The organism is Sphingobacterium sp. (assembly GCF_039596235.1).
Classification (GTDB): Bacteria; Bacteroidota; Bacteroidia; order Sphingobacteriales; family Sphingobacteriaceae; genus Sphingobacterium.
On sequence record NZ_JBCNKE010000008.1, the window covers coordinates 78,326 to 97,146 of the forward strand.

General features: G+C 39.3%; 16 protein-coding genes. 10 read left to right on the forward strand and 6 right to left on the reverse strand.

The annotated features are described in order from the left end of the window. Positions 1-72 precede the first annotated feature (72 nt). The 5 genes from ABDW32_RS16490 (at position 73) to ABDW32_RS16510 (ending at position 5,946) form a co-directional block, all read left to right on the forward strand. Positions 73-1,794: a hypothetical protein gene (locus ABDW32_RS16490; protein ID WP_343564316.1), complete on the forward strand. Its 1,722-nt coding sequence runs from the start codon at positions 73-75 to the stop codon at positions 1,792-1,794. Continuing rightward, on the forward strand, positions 1,784-2,587 hold the full coding sequence (locus ABDW32_RS16495) for a DUF4292 domain-containing protein (protein WP_343564318.1): 804 nt from the start codon (positions 1,784-1,786) through the stop codon (positions 2,585-2,587). Before ABDW32_RS16490 ends, ABDW32_RS16495 begins: the two co-directional genes overlap by 11 nt. Positions 2,588-2,694: 107 nt before the next feature. Beyond that, positions 2,695-4,008, forward strand: a complete 1,314-nt coding sequence (locus tag ABDW32_RS16500) for a peptidoglycan DD-metalloendopeptidase family protein (protein ID WP_343564320.1) — start codon at positions 2,695-2,697, stop codon at positions 4,006-4,008. Between the two features lie 93 nt (positions 4,009-4,101). Continuing rightward, complete coding sequence (gene tatA, locus ABDW32_RS16505) at positions 4,102-4,299, forward strand: twin-arginine translocase TatA/TatE family subunit (RefSeq protein ID WP_208642640.1); 198 nt, start codon at positions 4,102-4,104, stop codon at positions 4,297-4,299. A gap of 180 nt (positions 4,300-4,479) precedes the next feature. Further along, complete coding sequence (locus tag ABDW32_RS16510) at positions 4,480-5,946, forward strand: LysM peptidoglycan-binding domain-containing protein (protein WP_343564324.1); 1,467 nt, start codon at positions 4,480-4,482, stop codon at positions 5,944-5,946. A gap of 5 nt (positions 5,947-5,951) precedes the next feature. Here the strand turns inward: ABDW32_RS16510 and ABDW32_RS16515 are convergent, their stop codons facing one another. Together ABDW32_RS16515 and ABDW32_RS16520 are read right to left on the reverse strand one after the other, a co-directional pair. Next, on the reverse strand, positions 5,952-6,464 hold the full coding sequence (locus tag ABDW32_RS16515; RefSeq protein WP_343564326.1) for a phosphoribosyltransferase family protein: 513 nt from the start codon (positions 6,462-6,464) through the stop codon (positions 5,952-5,954). 106 nt (positions 6,465-6,570) lie between these two features. Next, positions 6,571-7,152, reverse strand: a complete 582-nt coding sequence (locus ABDW32_RS16520) for an NlpC/P60 family protein (RefSeq protein WP_121127201.1) — start codon at positions 7,150-7,152, stop codon at positions 6,571-6,573. Between the two features lie 531 nt (positions 7,153-7,683). Between ABDW32_RS16520 and thrA the strand changes: the two genes are divergently transcribed. The 5 genes from thrA (at position 7,684) to ABDW32_RS16545 (ending at position 15,234) form a co-directional block, all read left to right on the forward strand. Further along, on the forward strand, positions 7,684-10,131 hold the full coding sequence (gene thrA, locus ABDW32_RS16525; RefSeq protein ID WP_343564331.1) for a bifunctional aspartate kinase/homoserine dehydrogenase I: 2,448 nt from the start codon (positions 7,684-7,686) through the stop codon (positions 10,129-10,131). A gap of 87 nt (positions 10,132-10,218) precedes the next feature. Further along, entirely contained in the window at positions 10,219-11,157 is a 939-nt protein-coding gene (locus tag ABDW32_RS16530; RefSeq protein WP_343564710.1) for a homoserine kinase, read from the forward strand. 130 nt (positions 11,158-11,287) lie between these two features. Next, positions 11,288-12,595: a threonine synthase gene (thrC, locus tag ABDW32_RS16535; protein ID WP_343564334.1), complete on the forward strand. Its 1,308-nt coding sequence runs from the start codon at positions 11,288-11,290 to the stop codon at positions 12,593-12,595. 193 nt (positions 12,596-12,788) lie between these two features. Beyond that, positions 12,789-13,976, forward strand: a complete 1,188-nt coding sequence (locus tag ABDW32_RS16540; protein WP_343564335.1) for a class I SAM-dependent rRNA methyltransferase — start codon at positions 12,789-12,791, stop codon at positions 13,974-13,976. Between the two features lie 61 nt (positions 13,977-14,037). Beyond that, positions 14,038-15,234, forward strand: a complete 1,197-nt coding sequence (locus ABDW32_RS16545; RefSeq protein ID WP_343564337.1) for an MFS transporter — start codon at positions 14,038-14,040, stop codon at positions 15,232-15,234. Positions 15,235-15,378: 144 nt separating this feature from the next. Here the strand turns inward: ABDW32_RS16545 and ABDW32_RS16550 are convergent, their stop codons facing one another. The 4 genes from ABDW32_RS16550 to ABDW32_RS16565 all read right to left on the reverse strand — a co-directional run bounded on the left by ABDW32_RS16550 (position 15,379) and on the right by ABDW32_RS16565 (position 18,807). Further along, a complete protein-coding gene (locus ABDW32_RS16550) occupies positions 15,379-16,140 on the reverse strand; it encodes an SGNH/GDSL hydrolase family protein (RefSeq protein WP_343564340.1) in 762 nt (253 codons plus the stop codon). Positions 16,141-16,175: 35 nt separating this feature from the next. Then, positions 16,176-17,363, reverse strand: coding sequence for an aspartate aminotransferase family protein (locus ABDW32_RS16555; protein WP_343564342.1), 1,188 nt, complete (start codon positions 17,361-17,363; stop codon positions 16,176-16,178). Positions 17,364-17,425: 62 nt separating this feature from the next. Beyond that, complete coding sequence (locus ABDW32_RS16560) at positions 17,426-17,845, reverse strand: hypothetical protein (protein WP_343564344.1); 420 nt, start codon at positions 17,843-17,845, stop codon at positions 17,426-17,428. Next, positions 17,845-18,807, reverse strand: coding sequence for a hypothetical protein (locus tag ABDW32_RS16565; protein WP_343564346.1), 963 nt, complete (start codon positions 18,805-18,807; stop codon positions 17,845-17,847). The genes ABDW32_RS16560 and ABDW32_RS16565 overlap by 1 nt, the downstream gene beginning before the upstream one ends. Positions 18,808-18,821 lie beyond the last annotated feature (14 nt).

Here is an 18,821-nt window from a genome sequence, read left to right on the forward strand (position 1 = left end):
CTTCCTAGAATGAATATTGTTACATTAGTTAGTATATTGCAGGAAGAATTTTTAATTAGTTAGTGGAAGTAGATGAGATTGAATTTTTTAGATAAACGAGTTTTTTTTGGTTTTGTTGCGTTTCTCTTTGGTACAGTCAACCTGGTACAGGCTCAGTCTGTGGAAAAGAAGAGTAAACCCTATGATGTGCGGCTCAAAAATGTACAGGAAATATTAAAGCAAGGGAAAATCGGCCCCGGTGTAGACTCATTAGATGCCATATTAGTAGATTACCCAGAAGCGGATGATATCTATTTTACAAAGGCTATCCTTTTTGCACAGATGCGAAATCAGGATGCTGCAATAGATGCCATCAAAGCCGCCCTAAAAATTCAACAGAAACCTGAGTATCTAAGCTTTGCCGTTGATGCCTTTAAAAGCAAAAATGATGCAGATAGCGCATTGATATATCTAGATAAACTGATCAATATCGATAAGAATAATACTGCCTCATTGAATCGTGAACGTATGATGCTCCTTTTTAATGGAGGATATAAAGATGTAGCGCTTGAGTATTTTAATAAAACAAAAGAAATTGAAACTCCTTCCGATACTTTGGATATGGTGGGGAGTGTACTGTTGAATGATGCTGGGGACTATAAGGCTGTAATTAGCCTTCTTAAACCTTGGGCAGATAAAGGTACTAAATTGGCGCAGGTCTACGGACAATTGGCACAGGCGTATAATCGTTCTAAAAATTCAAAACTTGCATTGGAATATATCAATAAGGGAATCCAAAATTCGCAGGAAGATTTTCTTTATTTTGATTTAGCAGATCTGTACCGGTTAGATAAGAAAAGCAAGTTGTCATTTGATGCTTTAAAAAAAGGATTTCAATCCAAAAAGATTGATTTTGGAGATAAAAATAGGATTGTCATGACCTTGTTGGCGCCTAAGAGCCCATATACCAACGCGCAGCTTTTGGAATTAGCCAATATTTTAGTTGAGGTTCATCCGCGTATTGCAGAAAGTCACATGGCTAAGGGACAGGTGTTATGGCTGAACGAAGATAAGACAGCGGCACAAAGTTCATTGGCAGTTGCCGTCAGTATGAATCCGTATCAGATCGACGCCTGGCGGATGTTGATGAGCCTGGATATGGATAAGGGAGAATTCGATCAGGCAATAGCTCATGGCGGAGAAGCCTTGCATTATCTGGCTAATAATTCTACGATACTCTATTTCACGAGTATGGCCTACTTGATGAAGAAGGATACGGAGAATAGCCGAAAATTCATGGAGGCCGCATTAAATAATGCTCAGGATGAAACTCCGTTTTTACAGGCAAATATATATGGTGGACTAGGTGATATTTATAATACGTTAAAGATGTATAAGGAGTCAGATGCAGCATATATGGAAGCGATTCGATTGGATAGCACAAATGTAACCGCGATGAACAATTTAGCGTACTATTTATCGTTAAGAAAAGAGCGGCTAGATGAAGCGACGAAATATGCAGCAATGGCAACGAAATTGCAGCCCAACAACGGAACATTTGAAGATACTTACGCTTGGGTTTTATTTGCTGATGGTAAATATGAAGATGCGTTGGTGTGGATCCAAAAAGCGATAAAAAATACAAATCCGCCTACAGCAGTTTTATTGGAGCATTATGGCGATATTTTGGTAAAACTTGGCAAGACCAGTGAAGCGGTTAAACAATGGAATCTAGCACTGGAAAAAGGTTTGGATTCGGAAGAAAGTAAAGAGAAATTAAAAAAGAAGATTGAGACGAAAAGTTATGTGGAATAAAATAGTTTGGGTGGGAGTCCTGGTGTTTCTGCTTGCTTCCTGTAGTTCCAAGAAGAAACTGTTGAAAGGTGCGGATCTCAAATCAGAGAATGAATTGATCATCAAAGACAATACACGTGAGGCAAAGAAAGCGACACTGCGTAATCTTTTTTTGACCAATTTGACCTATTCGACGTTTTCGGGAAAGGCAAAGATGCGTCTCGACCTGGGGAAGGATAAATTTGATGTTACTTCCAATATCCGGATCGAAAAAGATAAAAAGATTTGGATTTCTATTTCAGCAACTCTCGGAATTGAAGTTGCCAGGGTTTTAATTACACCAGATAGTGTACAGATTTTAAATAAATTCCAGAGTGAGTATCTGGTCAAGCCATTTGACTATCTCTATCGCTTCGCTAGTCCAGACCTTACTTTTACCAACTTACAGGATTTACTTTTGGCGAATATCTCCGTTAATCTCTTGTCTGATATCGATGCAGTAAACCTTAAGCAGGATCCTAATTCTGTGCAGTTGGATGGAAAGCTAAATGAACTTGATTTCTTATATAAATTGAATAACAACAATCGGCCTTATCAGTTTAGACTATCACAATTATCAAAAAAACAACTACTGGAAGCAAACTATGGTGAATATGCAATGGCTTCCGGACAGGAATTTCCGATGTTGCTAAAAATGATTATTTCGGATGGACGTCAGGAGATAAAAACAGAGATTAATTTTAACAAAGTGACATTTAATGAACCTGTTGAAATGCCTTTTTCGGTGTCATCGCGATATAAAGTAATCCGATAAGAAGTTATCTATTTCCATTAGATTTATTACTTTCGCATTTAGTTTGCTAGTGTAGATCAATATAATGGCGTTAGAAAGGAGCAAACACTAAATAAATTGTACTGTAAATGAACTTTAAAAAGACGATATTTGGTATAGTAGCATTCATTTTGATGATTGGTGTTTCTGCTGCGCAGACCAGAGCTGAGCTGGAAAAGCAAAGGGAAAAACTCACCCGAGAAATTGCCGAGTTGCAGAATACTGTAAAAGAAATTGCCAAGGAAAAATCGTTGACACAACAACAAGTGACAGCCTTGAGTAAGCAGATCAATTTACGTGAACAAAAAATAAATACCATTACTTCCGAGGTAGCGGTTATCAATAAACATATCAACGCAAATACGGCTGCAGTAAATAAATTGAAGGCTGAACTGGAAAAAATGAAACGCGACTATGAAAAGATGGTCATGTTTGCTTTTCGGAATCGGAATGCCTATAATAAATTGATGTTTATTTTTGCTTCCAAGGATTTTAACCAAGGTTTTAGACGTGTGAAATATTTGCAGCAATTTAATGATTCCAGAAAGTTAAAAGCTGCGGATATCGAAAATACGAAGAAACAAATCGAACAAAAAATTGCGCAATTGCAAGCCGACCGAAATAAGCAGGTTGCGCTGATGAAAGAGCAAGAAAATGAGAAAAGAACGATTTCTCAACAACGCTCAGTTTACTCTGGACAATTGAGTGAACTTATTGTTACAGAACGTGGCGTTAAAAAAGATATTACGCAGAAACAAAAAGAGGAACGTCGCATCAATGCTGCTATTAAAGAAATCATCAGAAGAGAGATTGAAGCGGAAAGAAGACGCGCAGAAGCTGCCCGTCGTGCAGCCGAAGCGGCGGCTGAGCGTAATCGGAAAGCAAATGAGTCTGCAAATGCTTCGAAAGGTAAAAACAATACAACTACTAAAAATAGTAATACGGCGAGAAAATCAGATTCTGAAGTCTTACGCAGTACACCAGAGGCGATCAAACTTTCCAATGATTTTCGGTCTAATCGCGGTAGCTTACCTTGGCCCGTATCCAATGCGAAGATCATGCAAGGGTTTGGTGGTGAAAGCGTTGGTAGAAATGTGAACTGGGATCATGAGTCAGTTAAAATTCAAACATCGAGCGGAGCTGCTGTCAAGGCTGTTTTCGCAGGGGAAGTAAGTAGTGTGTTGACGATGTACGGGCAGCGTATTGTGATGATCAAACACGGTGAATATTTTACTGTATATAATAATTTAGGTAGTGTAAGTGTCTCGAAGGGACAAAAGGTCAGCACAGGCCAGACAATCGGTACAGCAGATGTGGATTCAGATACAGGTGTGCCAATGGTCGATTTCTCTGTCTATCAGGGATCAACACCATTGAATCCGATGTCATGGTTGGCGAGATAAGAAATAATTACTATATTTAATAATTATCACTACATTTGTAGAGAGGGAGAACAGATTTAGTTTAAAAGAATTGAAAAACAAGAAATTATAGATATGTCAACATCATTTTTAATCATGGGTTTGGGAGCGAATGAGATTATCCTTATTGTAATAGCATTGTTACTGTTATTTGGGGGTAAGAAGATTCCTGAGTTGATGCGCGGATTGGGTAAGGGAGTAAAAGAGTTCAAAGAAGGTCAAAAAGAAGATTCTTCGGCTGAAAAGAAATCTGAAGTAGAAGATAACAAATAGGGGTAATTTTACCCGATACTACATAAATACGATTTTGTGAGGAGCAAAATCGTATTTTGTTTTATTTTGGACCTATAGCTGAATAGGCCAAAACCATTTTATACTAAAATCCATTTCTAGACGTTTAGATTATTGTTGATTTTTTGAAAAAAAATCAGACCTGGATTTAACAGTAAATTTATGATCGGAAAACAGACGTTAATTTCAATACTAGGAGGGCTGTGCTATGCGTTACCCCTCATGGCTCAGGAAAGCGCTGTAGAAGGCATGAGAGAAGCCACACATCACTTTATCCAAGGGAAGATTGATCGAGAAAAAGAGGAAATTTATCAATACTTGGATAGTATAAAATCAACGGGTAATGGTCGGCAGGATGATTCTACCATTACCGACGAAGAAGTACAACTTGTTCGAAAATTAAAGGCAATAGAACGGGAGGTGCCTTTAAATTACTCACCACAGGTAAAAAACCTGATTGCCAAATACACATCCAAAAATTACAATCCTTATATGTGTAGAATGATGGGGCTTGGACAATATTATTTTCCAATATTTGACCGTATTATGGATGAAGTGGGAGTCCCGAGAGAACTGAAATATCTAAGTGTGGTTGAATCGTCTTTGAATCCCCGAGACATTTCGAGTGCCGGTGCTACAGGATTATGGCAGCTCATGTATTATGAGGCAAAGACCTATAATCTGACCGTAGATAGCTACACCGACCAGCGTATGGATCCCATCGCTTCCAGTTACGCCATTGCGAAAATATTGAAAGAAGCTTATGACGAATACGGTGACTGGCTTTTGGCGATTGCCTCATATAATGGTGGGAAAGGGGCTGTTGGACGGGCAATTCAACGTTCGGGAAAAGAAAAACCATCTTTTTGGGATATTGCCCCCTATCTGACACAACAAACACAAAACTATATTCCCAAATTCATTGCGATGACCTATGCGATGAAGTATGCCGAAGAAAACGATATAAATGCAGCTGATACTGAACTTTCGCTGAGAACTCAGGTACTAGATATTAATAAACGAATCTCATTAAATCAGATAGCTGACGCTTTAGATGTATCTAAAGAAACACTCCGGGCGCTAAACCCTAGCTTTAAGAAGAATATTTTAAATGGTACCGAAGAAAATCCTCTGAGATTAGTTTTGCCTGTATCGGATAAGAAAATAGCAACGGAAGAACTTTACGCTGCACTTAATACGCCTGTGCCCACTTCAGTGACGACTGGTTCCAGCCCTAATGAACCTGCTGAACTTTTAAAAGATGGAAAATATAGAGTGAAAGTCGGAGAAACATTTGCTTCAGTCGCTGAAAAGTTTGAGGTTACTGTTCAGGATATAAAGTCGTGGAATAACTTGCGCGGAAATAAAATCGTACCTGGGCAAAATCTATTGATCAAGAAGGAGGATAATTTTGTCAATGCAAAATTAGCACACAATACGGAAAAATCAGTTAAAAAGAGTCAACAACGGACTTCCGGTCGAACAGCGTATTATGTGGTAAAAAAAGGCGATACCTTATCTCAAATCGCTGATAAAAATGGGGTATCTGTTAACCGGTTAAAAAGTGATAATGATCTGAATGGAACTCGGATTAAACCGGGAATGAAATTGAAAGTGTCAAAGAAATAGCATGGTTATACTAACCATGCTGCATCTTCTTCGTTATCAAATTCCTCTAGGGTAACCGTGACATGCTCTTTGAGAATAGTAGATAATTTGGTCCCGTAATAGTCACTAAAAATAGGGAATTTGTGATGGCTCCTATCAATTAATACAGCAGTTCTCATCTTCTTTAATGGAACATTGAGAAATACACCCAAGCCGTAAGCAAGTGCACGGCCACTATTTAATACATCGTCAACTAGGATGATAGTCTTATCTTTTGCAATATCGACAGGTAAATCCGTAGTAGCACTCAGCGATCGGCTTGTTTTCTTCATGGTAACTTTAATCAACAGAATTTCCTTGTCCGAGATATCCTTTAATATCCCTTGCAGGCGTTGTGCAAACACATAGCCTCGATCGGCGATCCCAACTAAAACAAGCGTTTCATCTTCAAAATTGTCTTCTAAAATTTGATAGGCAATACGGATAGACTTCTGTTTTATTTGTTCTTTATTTAAGATGAGCGTTTTCTTTGAAGACATAATAGTATTTTCAATGATTATAGGGTAAAAATAGGATATTAAATTGTATAAAAAAAGTCCAAAGCCAGTTAAAGCTTTGGACTTTTTTATATTGATAACAGAACCCCTAGTTCAGTTTATTATCTTTTTCTGCTTTTAATATTTCGGCAGTAAGCGATTTATTGTCTTCTGGTAAACGGCCACCGTTATAATAATAGCGTCTCCAGTATGGCTCGTTCAAATTGCTGATCATAACACCCTTGCTAGAGGAGGCATGAGCAAATTTATTATCACCAATATATACACCTACATGCGTGATGCTTCTGCTTCTGATTTTGAAGAATACCAAATCTCCCGCTTTCAACTCATTCTTCTCGACAGTCTTTACTTGCGAATACTGGTTACGACTATTGTAACCTAATGACGTATTAAATACTTTGTCATATAATTCGTACGAAAATTTAGAACAATCAATGCCTCGTTTTGAATCTCCGCCCAAACGGTATGGAGTACCTAGCCATTCGTAAACAAATTGATAAAGTTTTGTGTTCGTTGTTGCTGAGACTGCAACACCCATAATTTGCGAAAAGTATTCTTTGGCGAGGTTATCAGGATCTGATTCAGGTTTCGAGTTTCTGTTGGTTTGTGCCTGCGACACTAGACATAAGCCGATAAATAGCATTGACGCTATAAATTTCTTTGTTTTCATTAAATCGCTTTTTTGTACAACATTTAACTTTTAAAATTCAACACTGTCATCTATTTTGGACAGCACTGTTGCGAATATAATACAATATCAGTTTAAGGTCAAATTTTTTTAAAGCTATTTAACGAAATTTTAACAATTTTAACATCTTTCTTAAAGCAATTCAGTGATATTGAAATTTAATCGATCTGTCGAACTTTTGCTACAAGCAGCTGGCACCCTCAAGCGCTCTAAAACCGGGATATTATGTTAGAATACTATTCTTTAAGGCTTGTTTTTGTGAAACTGAAAAAAAATATTAATTTTCTTTAGGAATGTGATAATATTAGTTCTATATTTACAAAACATAAGCAAAAACAATGAATACAAATTCAATTATTACAACGATTATTATTACCACCGGGATAAAACTTAGGAGGAAGTAGTTTCATTGTATATAATTGTAGACACAATATTTCGAAGCGCTTTCCTCAAAAGGGAAAGCGCTTCTTTTTTGTCGTAATAAATCAACTAAAACAAACAGTATAAATCAGTATGAAAGTTTTAAAATTTGGAGGAACTTCAGTCGGAACAGTGGAAAGTCTCAAAGCAGTCTTGCGTATTGTTAAGAAGTCGTATGATGCAAATGAAAAACCTCTTGTCGTGTTATCCGCGATGTCTGGCGTTACAAATTTATTGACCCAATTGGCAGAAGACGCTGCGGAAGGGAGGTCCTTTTCTGATGGACTCAAATCTTTGGAGGATAAACATTTTGCAGTTGTGAAAGAACTTCTTGCTGTTAAGTACCAAAACCCAGTCTTCACAAAGCTTAAATTATTTTTCAATGAGATCGAGGATCTTCTTCAAGGAATTTTTGCGCTGCGCGAATTGAGTAAACAAAGCAAAGACCTTATTCTGAGCTATGGCGAGCGTTGCTCCAATTATATGGTTTCTAAAGTTATGGAACAGTATATACCAGAGGCTTTATTTATAGATGCTTCACATTATGTAAAGACTGATTCCAACTTCGGTAACGCGCATTTGAACGAAGTATTGACAGAGCAGCTTGTGAAATCGATGTATATTACTCATAGTGATAAATTATTATTTGTGACGGGCTTTATCGGTAGCAATGAAAACGGCCGGATTACAACCTTGGGAAGAGGTGGATCGGATTATACGGCAGCTATCTTTGGGTCTATATTAGGCGCAACAGCAATCGAAATATGGACTGATGTTAATGGGATGCTGACTGCAGATCCCCGAATCGTGAAAAAGGCATTTTCACTCCCCGTGCTTTCCTATACTGAAGCCATGGAACTGTCTTATTTTGGTGCCAAGGTGATCTATCCGCCAACGATGATCCCTGCATTTTTAAAGAAAATTCCGATTGTTATCCGCAATACTTTTGAACCCGACTTCTCTGGTACAGTAATTCAATTTGATAGTGGAAAAACAGCATTACCGATAAAAGGGATTTCCTCTATCTCGGATATTTCTGTGATCAATCTAAGTGGATCAGGAATGATTGGCAAATCTGGGTTCAGCGGGCGGCTTTTTACGCTATTGGCTAGAGAGCAAATCAATGTCGTATTGATCACACAATCTTCTTCCGAGCACAGTATCACCTTTGCGGTTAACCCATCGGATGCGAAACGCGCGATTCAGTTGATCGAAATAGAATTCGAACTAGAAATTCAAGCAAATAAGTTGGTCATCCCCGCTATAGAGGATAATCTTTCCGTATTGGCCATTGTTGGTGAAAACATGAAACGGACTCCGGGAATGTCCGGTAGGCTATTCGCTGCACTCGGACGGAATGGTATCAATGTCCGGGCCATAGCACAGGGTTCATCCGAATACAATATCTCAGTCATCATCGGTAAAGAAGACTTGGCTAAAGCACTTAACGCTGTTCATGACGCATTTTTTGCTGAACTGAAAAAGACTTTACACGTGTTTAATATCGGTACAGGTAATATCGGAGCGACCCTATTTAAGCAGTTGGAGGATCAGCATGATTTTTTGCTCGATAAAAATGATATTGAAATCAAAGTTGTAGGAATTTCCAATAGTCGTAAAATGTTATTCAACACCGAAGGCGTGGAACTAAATAATTGGTCGGCTGAACTTGAAAGCAATGGCTCCGAGGCAGATCTAGCTTTGTTTATCGAAAAGATGAAAGCCCTTAATTTGCCAAACTGTGTATTTATAGATAATACAGCCAGTAAACTGCCAGCGACCTATTACGAAGATATCTTTAAATCCAATATATCCATTGTTACCTGTAACAAGATCGCGAATTCGGGAAAATATGCGCAGTATAAAACGCTTCGGGATACTGCACATAAGCACGGAGTGGATTTTTTCTATGAAACAAATGTAGGTGCTGGCTTGCCTATTGTTAGGGTCCTGAAAGATTTAATGCTCAGTGGAGACCGAATCTTAAAGATCGAGGCTATTCTCTCAGGGACCATATCTTACATCTTCAATAATTTTAAAGACGATGCTACTTTTTTTAATGTTGTAAAGCAAGCACAAGAACTAGGCTATACCGAACCGGATCCAAGGGACGATCTGGGGGGAATAGACTTTATGCGTAAAATGTTAATTTTAGCAAGAGATGCCGGTTATCCCGTCGAAGCAGAAGATGTGAATCTTGGGGCCATTCTTCCGGATGCCTGTTTGAAAGCTGAGACTGTAGATTCTTTTTATGCGGAACTACAAAAGGAAAATGTCTATTTTGAAGATATGAAAGCGCGTGCTTCCCGCGAGAACAAAGTAATCCGATATATTGGAAAACTGGAGAATGGAAAGGTTTCCATTGCAATCCAATTTGTGGATGAAAACCATCCTTTCTATGCGTTGTCGGGTAGTGATAATATTATTTCATTTACGACAGAACGATATAAAGAGCGTCCTTTGGTAGTAAAGGGACCCGGTGCTGGAGCGGAAGTCACCGCGGCAGGTGTTTTTGCAGATTTAGTTAACGTAGGTGCATAAAATATTTTAGAGGAAATAACGACTTAAGCAATGGCCAATAATTTAAATGTAGAATATCTAAAAGGTAAAGTAATCGATTTAGACAAGATGTTGCCCGAAGTCCGGGTATTTGCCCCCGCAACTGTAGCGAATATGATCTGTGGTTTTGATATATTAGGCTTTGCGGTAGAGCAGCCGGGAGACGAGGTGGTCATGCGGCGCAAACAGCAGCCAGGTGTGACTATAAAGCAAATTACTGGCGATGATGGTCGACTCCCACTCGATCCAGGTAAAAATACAGTTTCGGCTTGTGTTCAATACCTCTTACAAGCACTAAATATTGCCGCCAAAGTAGGAGTAGAAATAGAATTACACAAGCATATGCCAATCGGATCTGGCTTAGGATCCAGTGCAGCAAGTACTGTAGCAGGACTTTTTGCAATTAATGTCATGCTCGGTAATCCATTGACAAAAGAGGAGCTTTTGCCGTTTTGTGTCGAAGGAGAACGATTAGCATGTGGGACGGGGCATGCCGACAATGTTGCACCTGCGCTTTACGGGGGAATTACATTGATCAGAGGAAATGAGCCTTTAGATGTTATTTCAATTCCCTCCCCGAAAGAACTTGTGGCAGCTGTGGTATTTCCTCAGGTAGATGTCCCTACACGTGATGCGCGACAATTAATCAAAGATAAAGTGCTCTTAAAAGATGCTGTGACACAATGGGGCAATATTGCTGGATTGGTGGCTGCTTTATTTAAAGAAGACTATGATCTAATCACTCGGAGTATGAAAGATATTCTGATTGAGCCCACACGTGCGATCCTTATACCTCAGTTTTATGAAATGAAGGAAATCGCTCTTCGGTATGGTGCCCTGAGTTTTGGTATATCTGGTTCAGGTCCTTCAGTGGTTGCGATTACGCGAGATGAGAAAACCGCCAGGAATATTACGGACAGAATCCAGGCTCACCTCAAGGAAAATGAAATTGAGAGTTTTGGCTACGTGTCAAAGGTAAATGTCGAAGGGCCAAGAGTGTTAAATTAAATATTATGCTATTCCATGTTTATGGAAATTGAACATAATAGTTTGTGCCTGAATGATTGTATTATAACGATCGCGTAAAGCGCTTTTTAGCATATTCAGGATGGGTATACAATAAAGTAAATATTAAAAGATGAAATTTTACAGTACAAATAATAAAGCTTTAGCTGTTTCTTTTAAAGATGCAGTGTTTAATTCGTTACCAGCGGATAAAGGATTGTATATGCCTGAGCGAATCCCGCAAATGGATCCATTTTTTGTCAAAAATATACAACAATATTCCTTGCAGGAGATCGCTTTAGAGGTTGCATCAACACTATTAGGGAATGATATCCCGAAACCAGATTTAAAGAACATTGTTGATGAAGCTATCAATTTTGAAGCGCCTGTAAAATTCCTAAACGACAATACTGCCGTTTTGGAGTTATTTCATGGACCTTCTTATGCCTTTAAGGATTTTGGAGCTCGGTTTATGAGTCGTGTCATGGGCTATTTTTCTAAAGCCGATGATAAGTTGCTGGATGTACTTGTTGCAACTTCGGGTGATACTGGGGGAGCTGTAGCCTTAGGCTTCCTTGGCGTAGAAGGAACCCGCGTTACAATATTATACCCCAAAGGAAAAGTCTCCGAGGTGCAGGAGCTTCAGTTGACTACAAATGGACAAAATATACGTGCACTGGAGGTAGATGGCACATTCGATGACTGTCAGGCGCTCGTGAAGCAAGCTTTCAATGATCAAGAACTCAATCAAATTTTACGATTGACTTCGGCCAATTCAATTAATATTGCCCGTTTGATTCCACAGACTTTTTATTACTTTTATGCCTACGCGCAACTACAATCTCAAGGGATCAATGAAGTTGTATTCACCGTCCCAAGTGGTAATTTTGGAAATATTGGAGCAGGGTTGCTAGCTTACAAAATGGGACTTCCTGTAAAACATTTTGTGGCCGCAACAAATGTTAACGATACTGTCCCAAGATTTCTTTCTTCAGGACAATATGAACCCAAACCTTCTGTTCAGACACTGAGCAATGCCATGGATGTTGGCAACCCAAGTAACTGGGTGCGGATTCAGGATCTTTTTGCAGGCAATCTATTGGAGTTAAAAACTATGCTTTCTTCTTATATCTTTACTGATGAAGAGACAAAAGCTGGGATGGATAGGCTTGTTCAAGATGCAAATTATATTGCCTGTCCGCATACGGCCATTGCTTGGTTGGGTTCACAAGCTTATGCAAGGGAGCATCCTGGTACTTATGCTTCGGTATTCTTATCGACTGCACATCCTTGTAAATTCCCCGACGCCATAGATGCTGATGTGTTCGCAAAAATTGTATTGCCAGCCGGTGCGGAAGCGTTGCAGGGAAAAGAAAAATTAGCTGAACCTTTGGGAATAAACTTCGAAGAATTCAAAAGATATTTAATCAACCATAACTAAACGCTGAGGGCTCTGTTAGGAGCCCTTTTTCATAAACTAACTTTTTGTGAGCTACACAATATATGAGCTGAGATAAGCATTTATTCAGCTTATTTAGATAGGAATGCATTTAACTGCCAAAGGATTTAATTGTTTCTGTTTTTATATTGTATGTTTCGTTTGGATGTCGAAATAATAAGTTAATTTTGCAGTAATGAAATCAGTTTATTTGAATAAGGGTAAGGATAAGGCTGCCTGGCAATTGCATCCTTGGGTATTTTCTGGAGCAATTAAATCATTATCCGACAAAATTGAGGATGGCGAAATTGTTGGCGTGTACAATGCCGAACGAGAGTTTATTGCGTTTGGGTTGTTTCACAATAGTTCGCGGGTAGCCATCCGTTTACTGGAATGGAATCCACAAGCGCTGATTGATGCGGATTGGTGGCGCAGCCGTATTCAAAAGGCTGTGGCAGCCAGACGACATTTGCTGCAGGAAGGCATTACCAATACCGTTCGTTTGATTTTTGCCGAGGCAGATTTTCTTCCTGGATTAATCGTGGATAAGTATGCTGATTTTATCTCAATTCAGGTTCATGCTGTTGGCGTAGAAAAGGTTAAAGATATCATCATCGGAGAATTAAATAAGCTGTTGAATCCAACGGGAATCTATGAGCGTAGTGATCTGAAATCTCGTGAGCATGAGGGGCTACCAGATACCAATGGCCTTTTGTCTGGTGAGGTACCACCTGAATTTGTAGATGTTATTGAAAATGGCCTTCATTATAAGGTAAATATCATCGATGGGCAAAAGTCAGGTTTCTATTGTGACCAACGCGAGAATAGGTTATTGACAGCGCAGTATGTTGTTGATAAAAGGGTATTGGATTGTTTCTGTTATTCTGGTGGATTTACACTGAATAGCTTAAAAGCTGGTGCAAGTGAAGTTGTGTCGGTAGATAGCTCTGCGCTGGCGATTGAAACTCTTGAAAAGAATGTAGTCGAAAACGGATTTGAGTCAAGCCGGCATAAAGCAATATTGTCTGACGTCAATAAGCAATTGCGTAAGTTTATAGATGAGGGCGAAAAATTCGATTTGATCGTCCTGGATCCGCCAAAGTATGCACCTTCCCGTTCAGCTTTGGAAAGAGCGTCACGGGCTTATAAAGATTTAAATCGTCGGGGGTTAATGCTGTTGAATAGCGGTGGCTTATTGGCTACATTCTCATGTTCCGGAGCGATGGATATGGATACCTTTAAACAAGTACTTGCCTGGGCAGCATTGGACGCTGGTAAGGAAATCCAGTTTATTCGACAATTCCATCAACCCGAAGATCATCCTGTTAGGGCCTCCTTTCCAGAAGGAGAGTATCTCAAAGGGTTACTGGTCCGTGTATTATAAATAAATGCAGATATATAGGTTGATTTGAATAAAATCGACCTTTTTAATTTAAAGCGAAATCATGATCAAGGAAAAAGAAACCAGACCAATTTTTTCTATTTTATTTGCCGTGAGTATGGTGCACCTGCTGAATGACCTTATTCAAGCTGTCATTCCCGCTACCTACCCGTTATTGAAAGAAGAACACCACCTTAGTTTTTCACAGGTAGGAATGATTACATTAATGTATCAGATTGCTGCTTCAATTTTTCAGCCCGTTGTAGGCTCATTTACGGACAAGCATCCTGTTCCATACTCACAGATTATAGGCATGTCATTTTCACTGGTGGGCATGTTGTTATTTTCCCAGGCGCATAGCTATGCATGGATCTTGTTCTCTGTCTTTCTTGTTGGCATCGGCTCATCAATTTTTCACCCTGAATCTTCCCGGGTAGCTTACATGGCCTCGGGCGGTAGAAGGAGTATGGCACAGTCCATTTTTCAGATCGGTGGGAATGCAGGGACAGCTCTAGCACCTATTATAGTTGCTTTTCTGGTCTTACCTCGAGGACAGCAGGCTATTGCTTGGATGTGCTTATTTACAATTGTTGGCCAGTTTATTTCCTATTATATCGGCACTTGGTATAAGCATCGGCTTGCAAATGTTTCGAGATCAACGAAAAGGAATATTCGTGTTCCAGATCTTTCCAATTCACGTATTGTAGCAACTGTCATTATCCTATTAATGTTAATCGTATCCAAATATTTCTATATCGCAAGTATTACCAATTATTTTCAGTTTTACACGATGAAAAAGTTTGGGATCAATGAGGTGGAGGCACAGGTGTACCTGTTTTATTTTCTGATAGCCGTTGCGGTGGGGACCTTGCTAGGTGGAGCATTTGGAGATCGTTTTGGGCGGAAATATGTGATTTGGTTCTCCGTTTTAGGCGTAGCACCCTTCGCATTGGCTTTGCCCTATGTTGGCCTTACAATGACTGGAATATTGATTGTGATCATCGGATTAATATTGTCATCCGCTTTTCCTGCAATTATCGTATATGCACAGGAGTTATTGCCTAAGAAGTTGGGTATGGTCTCTGGTTTGTTTTATGGATTTGCATTTGGCATGGGGGGAATCGGGTCTGCGGTACTCGGATGGCAAGCGGATCATACATCCATTGAATTTATTTACCACCTGTGTTCGTATTTACCCTTAATCGGTATTGTCGCCTATTTTCTTCCTAATCTACAGAAAACTCCCTATAAAGAGATTTAGAATAGAATTATAAGAAAACGGGAGTGTACCAAAAGGTTGGATACTCCCATTTTTCTGTCGATTTATTCGTATCCCCTTAACGGTTATGTCGACGTAACCAATTCTTAGGAGACTTTTGCTTTTTATATAGTTTTCTCTTTTATACTATTTAACACATTCCATCCAGGCTGTTGCCATTAACTGTGCACCGGCAAGGGTTGGGTGTACACCATCTGCTGCCCAGTAGGCTCCTGGAGCAGATTTTTGTGCGTTATCAAATATTTTCTGATAAGGCAAAAGTATCGCATTAAACTCTTTTGCAATATCGCGTGCCGTCTCTTGATAGGCTAAAAATTTGGGATACCAGGCATCTGTAATGTGGCCTACACCTTTTATAGCAAAAGGTTCTCCAATGATCAGCTTAACATTAGGAAGCTTTTGTAATGTTTCCTGCAGCAATTGTTGATACTGCGATTTATATTCTTCAACAGTAGTCTTTGCGCCACGGTCTATCGTTCGCCAGAAATCATTTACGCCGATCAAGATACTTAGCACAGTAGGTTTGATTGCTAATGTATCCTCTGCCCAGCGTTTTTGAAGGTCAGGAACACGATTGCCGCTGATTCCGGTATTATAAATTTTTAGATTCTTTGCGGCATATTTGTTCAATAATTCGCTCGCGGCTAGTAGGGCATAACCGTGACCTAAAGCTGTGGTTTCGTTGGCATTTCTATTATTCCTATCCCGACCTACATCTGTAATAGAGTCTCCCTGAAAAAGGATGACGTCTCCGTCGTTCAGACTTATTTTTGAAGATTTTAAGTTATCTTCATGGGCGTAAGTTTCATAGCCCAATAAATTGGCTCCAGTCAGAAGACCGGCGCCAATAATGCTTTTTTTGATAAATGATCTGCGGTTTGTGCTCATTATTAGGTTTTTGTTATGCTTTAAAGTTACATACTTTAAGCATACTTTTCCAAACCTTTTATAATGATGTTACAGGCTTTTTCAATTTCAGCTTCCGTAATGGTCAATGGGGGGGCCACCCGAAGTGCAGTTTCACAGTGTAAATACCAGTCGATCATAACACCGTGTTCTGCGCAGTATTTACTGACATTATAAACTTGTTCAAAGTTATCCAATTGTAAACACATCATAAGACCTTGGCCTCGTATTTCTCTGATTGCCGGATGGCTGAGTTTTTCTCGAAATAAATTAGCTTTATAGGCTACTTGCTCAACCAGGTTCTCTGATTTAATGACAGCCAGCGATGCGCGCGCGGCAGCGCAACTCACAGGATGTCCTCCAAAAGTTGTGATATGACCCAGCATTGGATTGTCTTTAATGACATCCATTACTTCTTTGGCTGCTACGAAAGCCCCTAAAGGCATGCCACCGCCAATGCCTTTGGCTAGCATGAGAATATCAGGTACAATACCAAAGTGTTCAAAGGCAAATAATTTACCAGTACGACCAAATCCGGTCTGGATTTCATCGAAAATTAGTAGGGCACCAGTCTCATCACAGCGTTTCCGCACAGCTTGCATATAAGCCACATCGGGAACTCTAACACCAGCCTCGCCTTGAATGGCCTCCAGAATTACAGCAGCAGTTTCATTGGTAATTTTCGCTAAGTCCTGCGGATTGTTAAACCTGATAAAATCTATTTCGGGAAGGAGTGGAGCATAAGCTTTACGATACTCATCGTTTCCGATAAGACTTAAAGCACCTTGTGTACTTCCATGATAGGCTTTATTGGCTGCAATAATCTGTCGTCTTCCGGTAAATTTTTTTGCTATTTTCATAGATCCCTCGACAGCTTCTGCGCCACTGTTGGTCAGGTATACCGATTGAAAATCCGAAGGTAATTCCGCTAATAGTTCTGTTGCAAACTGAACTTGGGGTGCTTGTACAAATTCACCATAAACGGTGACATGCAAATATTGATCGAGTTGAGCCTTTATTGCCTCGAGGACTTTGGGGTGACGATGTCCAATATTACTCACATTAAACCCGGAGACAAGATCCATATATTCTTCTCCATTTGGCCCATAAAGGTAAACACCCTCGGCCTTAACCACTTCAACTAATCTAGGTGAGCTAGAAGTCTGAGCAGTGTTCATCAAAAATAATTCTCTGTTGCTTAGCATGATTTTACAAATGTCCGAAAATAAAAAAGAAGTCTTTAAGACTTCTTTTTTATTTTTTGAGATTATTTCCTCCTATTTTGTAAAGATTTGTAGAGATGCTCCCTGAACTCTTGTTCTACCTCAAAGAATTGAGAAGCTCGGGCGTTGCCTATCACCTTGGCAAATTTTGCGCGGTACTCCTTTTTTATCTGTACTTCTTTGGCATCATATTCCAATACATCCCTTGATCCACCTCTAAAACTATTTTTAGGGGCACCATTTAATTTCTCTTTCCGAATATCCCATAATGTTTGGCTATATTCATTATAGAGTGGAAAGAATTGCTGTGCTTCTCTGGGAGTTAAATCTAGTTCCTTAGTAATATAAGCTATCTTCTCATTTTCAATAGCTTGAAATCGATTTTTGTCTTGCGCAAAGCCCAAGGCAATAGAAAATATACTAAAGAACAATGTTATCCATATGTATTTTTTGTTAAACATCATTATAAGGTATAGTTTAGATAATCTTCTATCTCTTGTTTAGATATATTACTGCCAAATCCTTTCGTTGGAAGATTTGTTTCATCCGTATATTGGGACATATATATAATGTCGTCACCTGAGGCCGAGGCAGAAAGATAATTGATGATTTCCTGTTTAGGTATTTCAGATAAATGTTGGCTGAGCTGTTCTTCGGCCACGTTATCTTGTGCGACTGCATTGTCCTGTTGGTATTGATAGCCCCAATAACCGCCCAGGCCTAACATAGCTGTGAACGAAGCTGCTACAGCATATCGGGTATACCATTTTTTTTGCTTTCCTAAGCTACGGATCGGAGTTGAATCTCTTTCTTCTTTTATGTCTTGAATAGCCCTGATAATTCTGTCTGAAAGCGTATCAAAATAATGTGGTGGCAGGTCAAAACCTGTGACAGGAATCGTATCTTTTAATTTTTCTTCTGCAACACGACCAAAAATAGCATCTTGAAGATTGGCATGATAATCTACGGGGAGGTCGAAACCATCCGTTGAGATATGTTCCTTCAATTCTGCTTCCGCAATTCGAGCGAAAATAGTTTCTTCAAGCCCCGTATGGTAATCTACAGGGATGCCAAAGCCATCTGATGGGACTTTTTCTTTTAAGTTTTCTTCCGAAATTCGATGAAAGATATTTTCTGTTAATTTAACCGAATACTCTTCAGGAATAGCGAAGCCATCTACAGCGACATGAGCTTTGAGAGATTCTGTTGCTATTTTGCTCAACACAACATCAGGGAGCGAATCAAAGTATCCTTCAGGAACCTCAAATACAGAATAATCTTCGCATGCTATCCATTTGACTTGCGCTATTATTTTAGATTCTAAATCACTGAAATAATTTTCAGGCACGCCAAAAGGATTTTCACGCAATGATTCTGGAAGATGATTAGATTCCAGCCCATCATGATATGTGCTATTTTCCTTCATAGTATTTGTTAGAG

Excerpts from the sequence above, each read along its gene's own strand:
- tatA (WP_208642640.1), top strand. The coding sequence starts at position 4,102 with ATGTCAACATCATTTTTAATCATGGGTTTGGGAGCGAATGAGATTATC.
- ABDW32_RS16545 (WP_343564337.1), top strand. The coding sequence starts at position 14,038 with ATGATCAAGGAAAAAGAAACCAGACCAATTTTTTCTATTTTATTTGCC.
- thrA (WP_343564331.1), top strand. The coding sequence starts at position 7,684 with ATGAAAGTTTTAAAATTTGGAGGAACTTCAGTCGGAACAGTGGAAAGT.
- ABDW32_RS16520 (WP_121127201.1), bottom strand. The coding sequence starts at position 7,152 with ATGAAAACAAAGAAATTTATAGCGTCAATGCTATTTATCGGCTTATGT.
- ABDW32_RS16555 (WP_343564342.1), bottom strand. The coding sequence starts at position 17,363 with ATGCTAAGCAACAGAGAATTATTTTTGATGAACACTGCTCAGACTTCT.
- ABDW32_RS16540 (WP_343564335.1), top strand. The coding sequence starts at position 12,789 with ATGAAATCAGTTTATTTGAATAAGGGTAAGGATAAGGCTGCCTGGCAA.
- ABDW32_RS16530 (WP_343564710.1), top strand. The coding sequence starts at position 10,219 with ATGTTGCCCGAAGTCCGGGTATTTGCCCCCGCAACTGTAGCGAATATG.
- ABDW32_RS16490 (WP_343564316.1), top strand. The coding sequence starts at position 73 with ATGAGATTGAATTTTTTAGATAAACGAGTTTTTTTTGGTTTTGTTGCG.
- ABDW32_RS16500 (WP_343564320.1), top strand. The coding sequence starts at position 2,695 with ATGAACTTTAAAAAGACGATATTTGGTATAGTAGCATTCATTTTGATG.
- ABDW32_RS16565 (WP_343564346.1), bottom strand. The coding sequence starts at position 18,807 with ATGAAGGAAAATAGCACATATCATGATGGGCTGGAATCTAATCATCTT.
- ABDW32_RS16560 (WP_343564344.1), bottom strand. The coding sequence starts at position 17,845 with ATGATGTTTAACAAAAAATACATATGGATAACATTGTTCTTTAGTATA.
- thrC (WP_343564334.1), top strand. The coding sequence starts at position 11,288 with ATGAAATTTTACAGTACAAATAATAAAGCTTTAGCTGTTTCTTTTAAA.
- ABDW32_RS16515 (WP_343564326.1), bottom strand. The coding sequence starts at position 6,464 with ATGTCTTCAAAGAAAACGCTCATCTTAAATAAAGAACAAATAAAACAG.
- ABDW32_RS16495 (WP_343564318.1), top strand. The coding sequence starts at position 1,784 with ATGTGGAATAAAATAGTTTGGGTGGGAGTCCTGGTGTTTCTGCTTGCT.
- ABDW32_RS16510 (WP_343564324.1), top strand. The coding sequence starts at position 4,480 with ATGATCGGAAAACAGACGTTAATTTCAATACTAGGAGGGCTGTGCTAT.
- ABDW32_RS16550 (WP_343564340.1), bottom strand. The coding sequence starts at position 16,140 with ATGAGCACAAACCGCAGATCATTTATCAAAAAAAGCATTATTGGCGCC.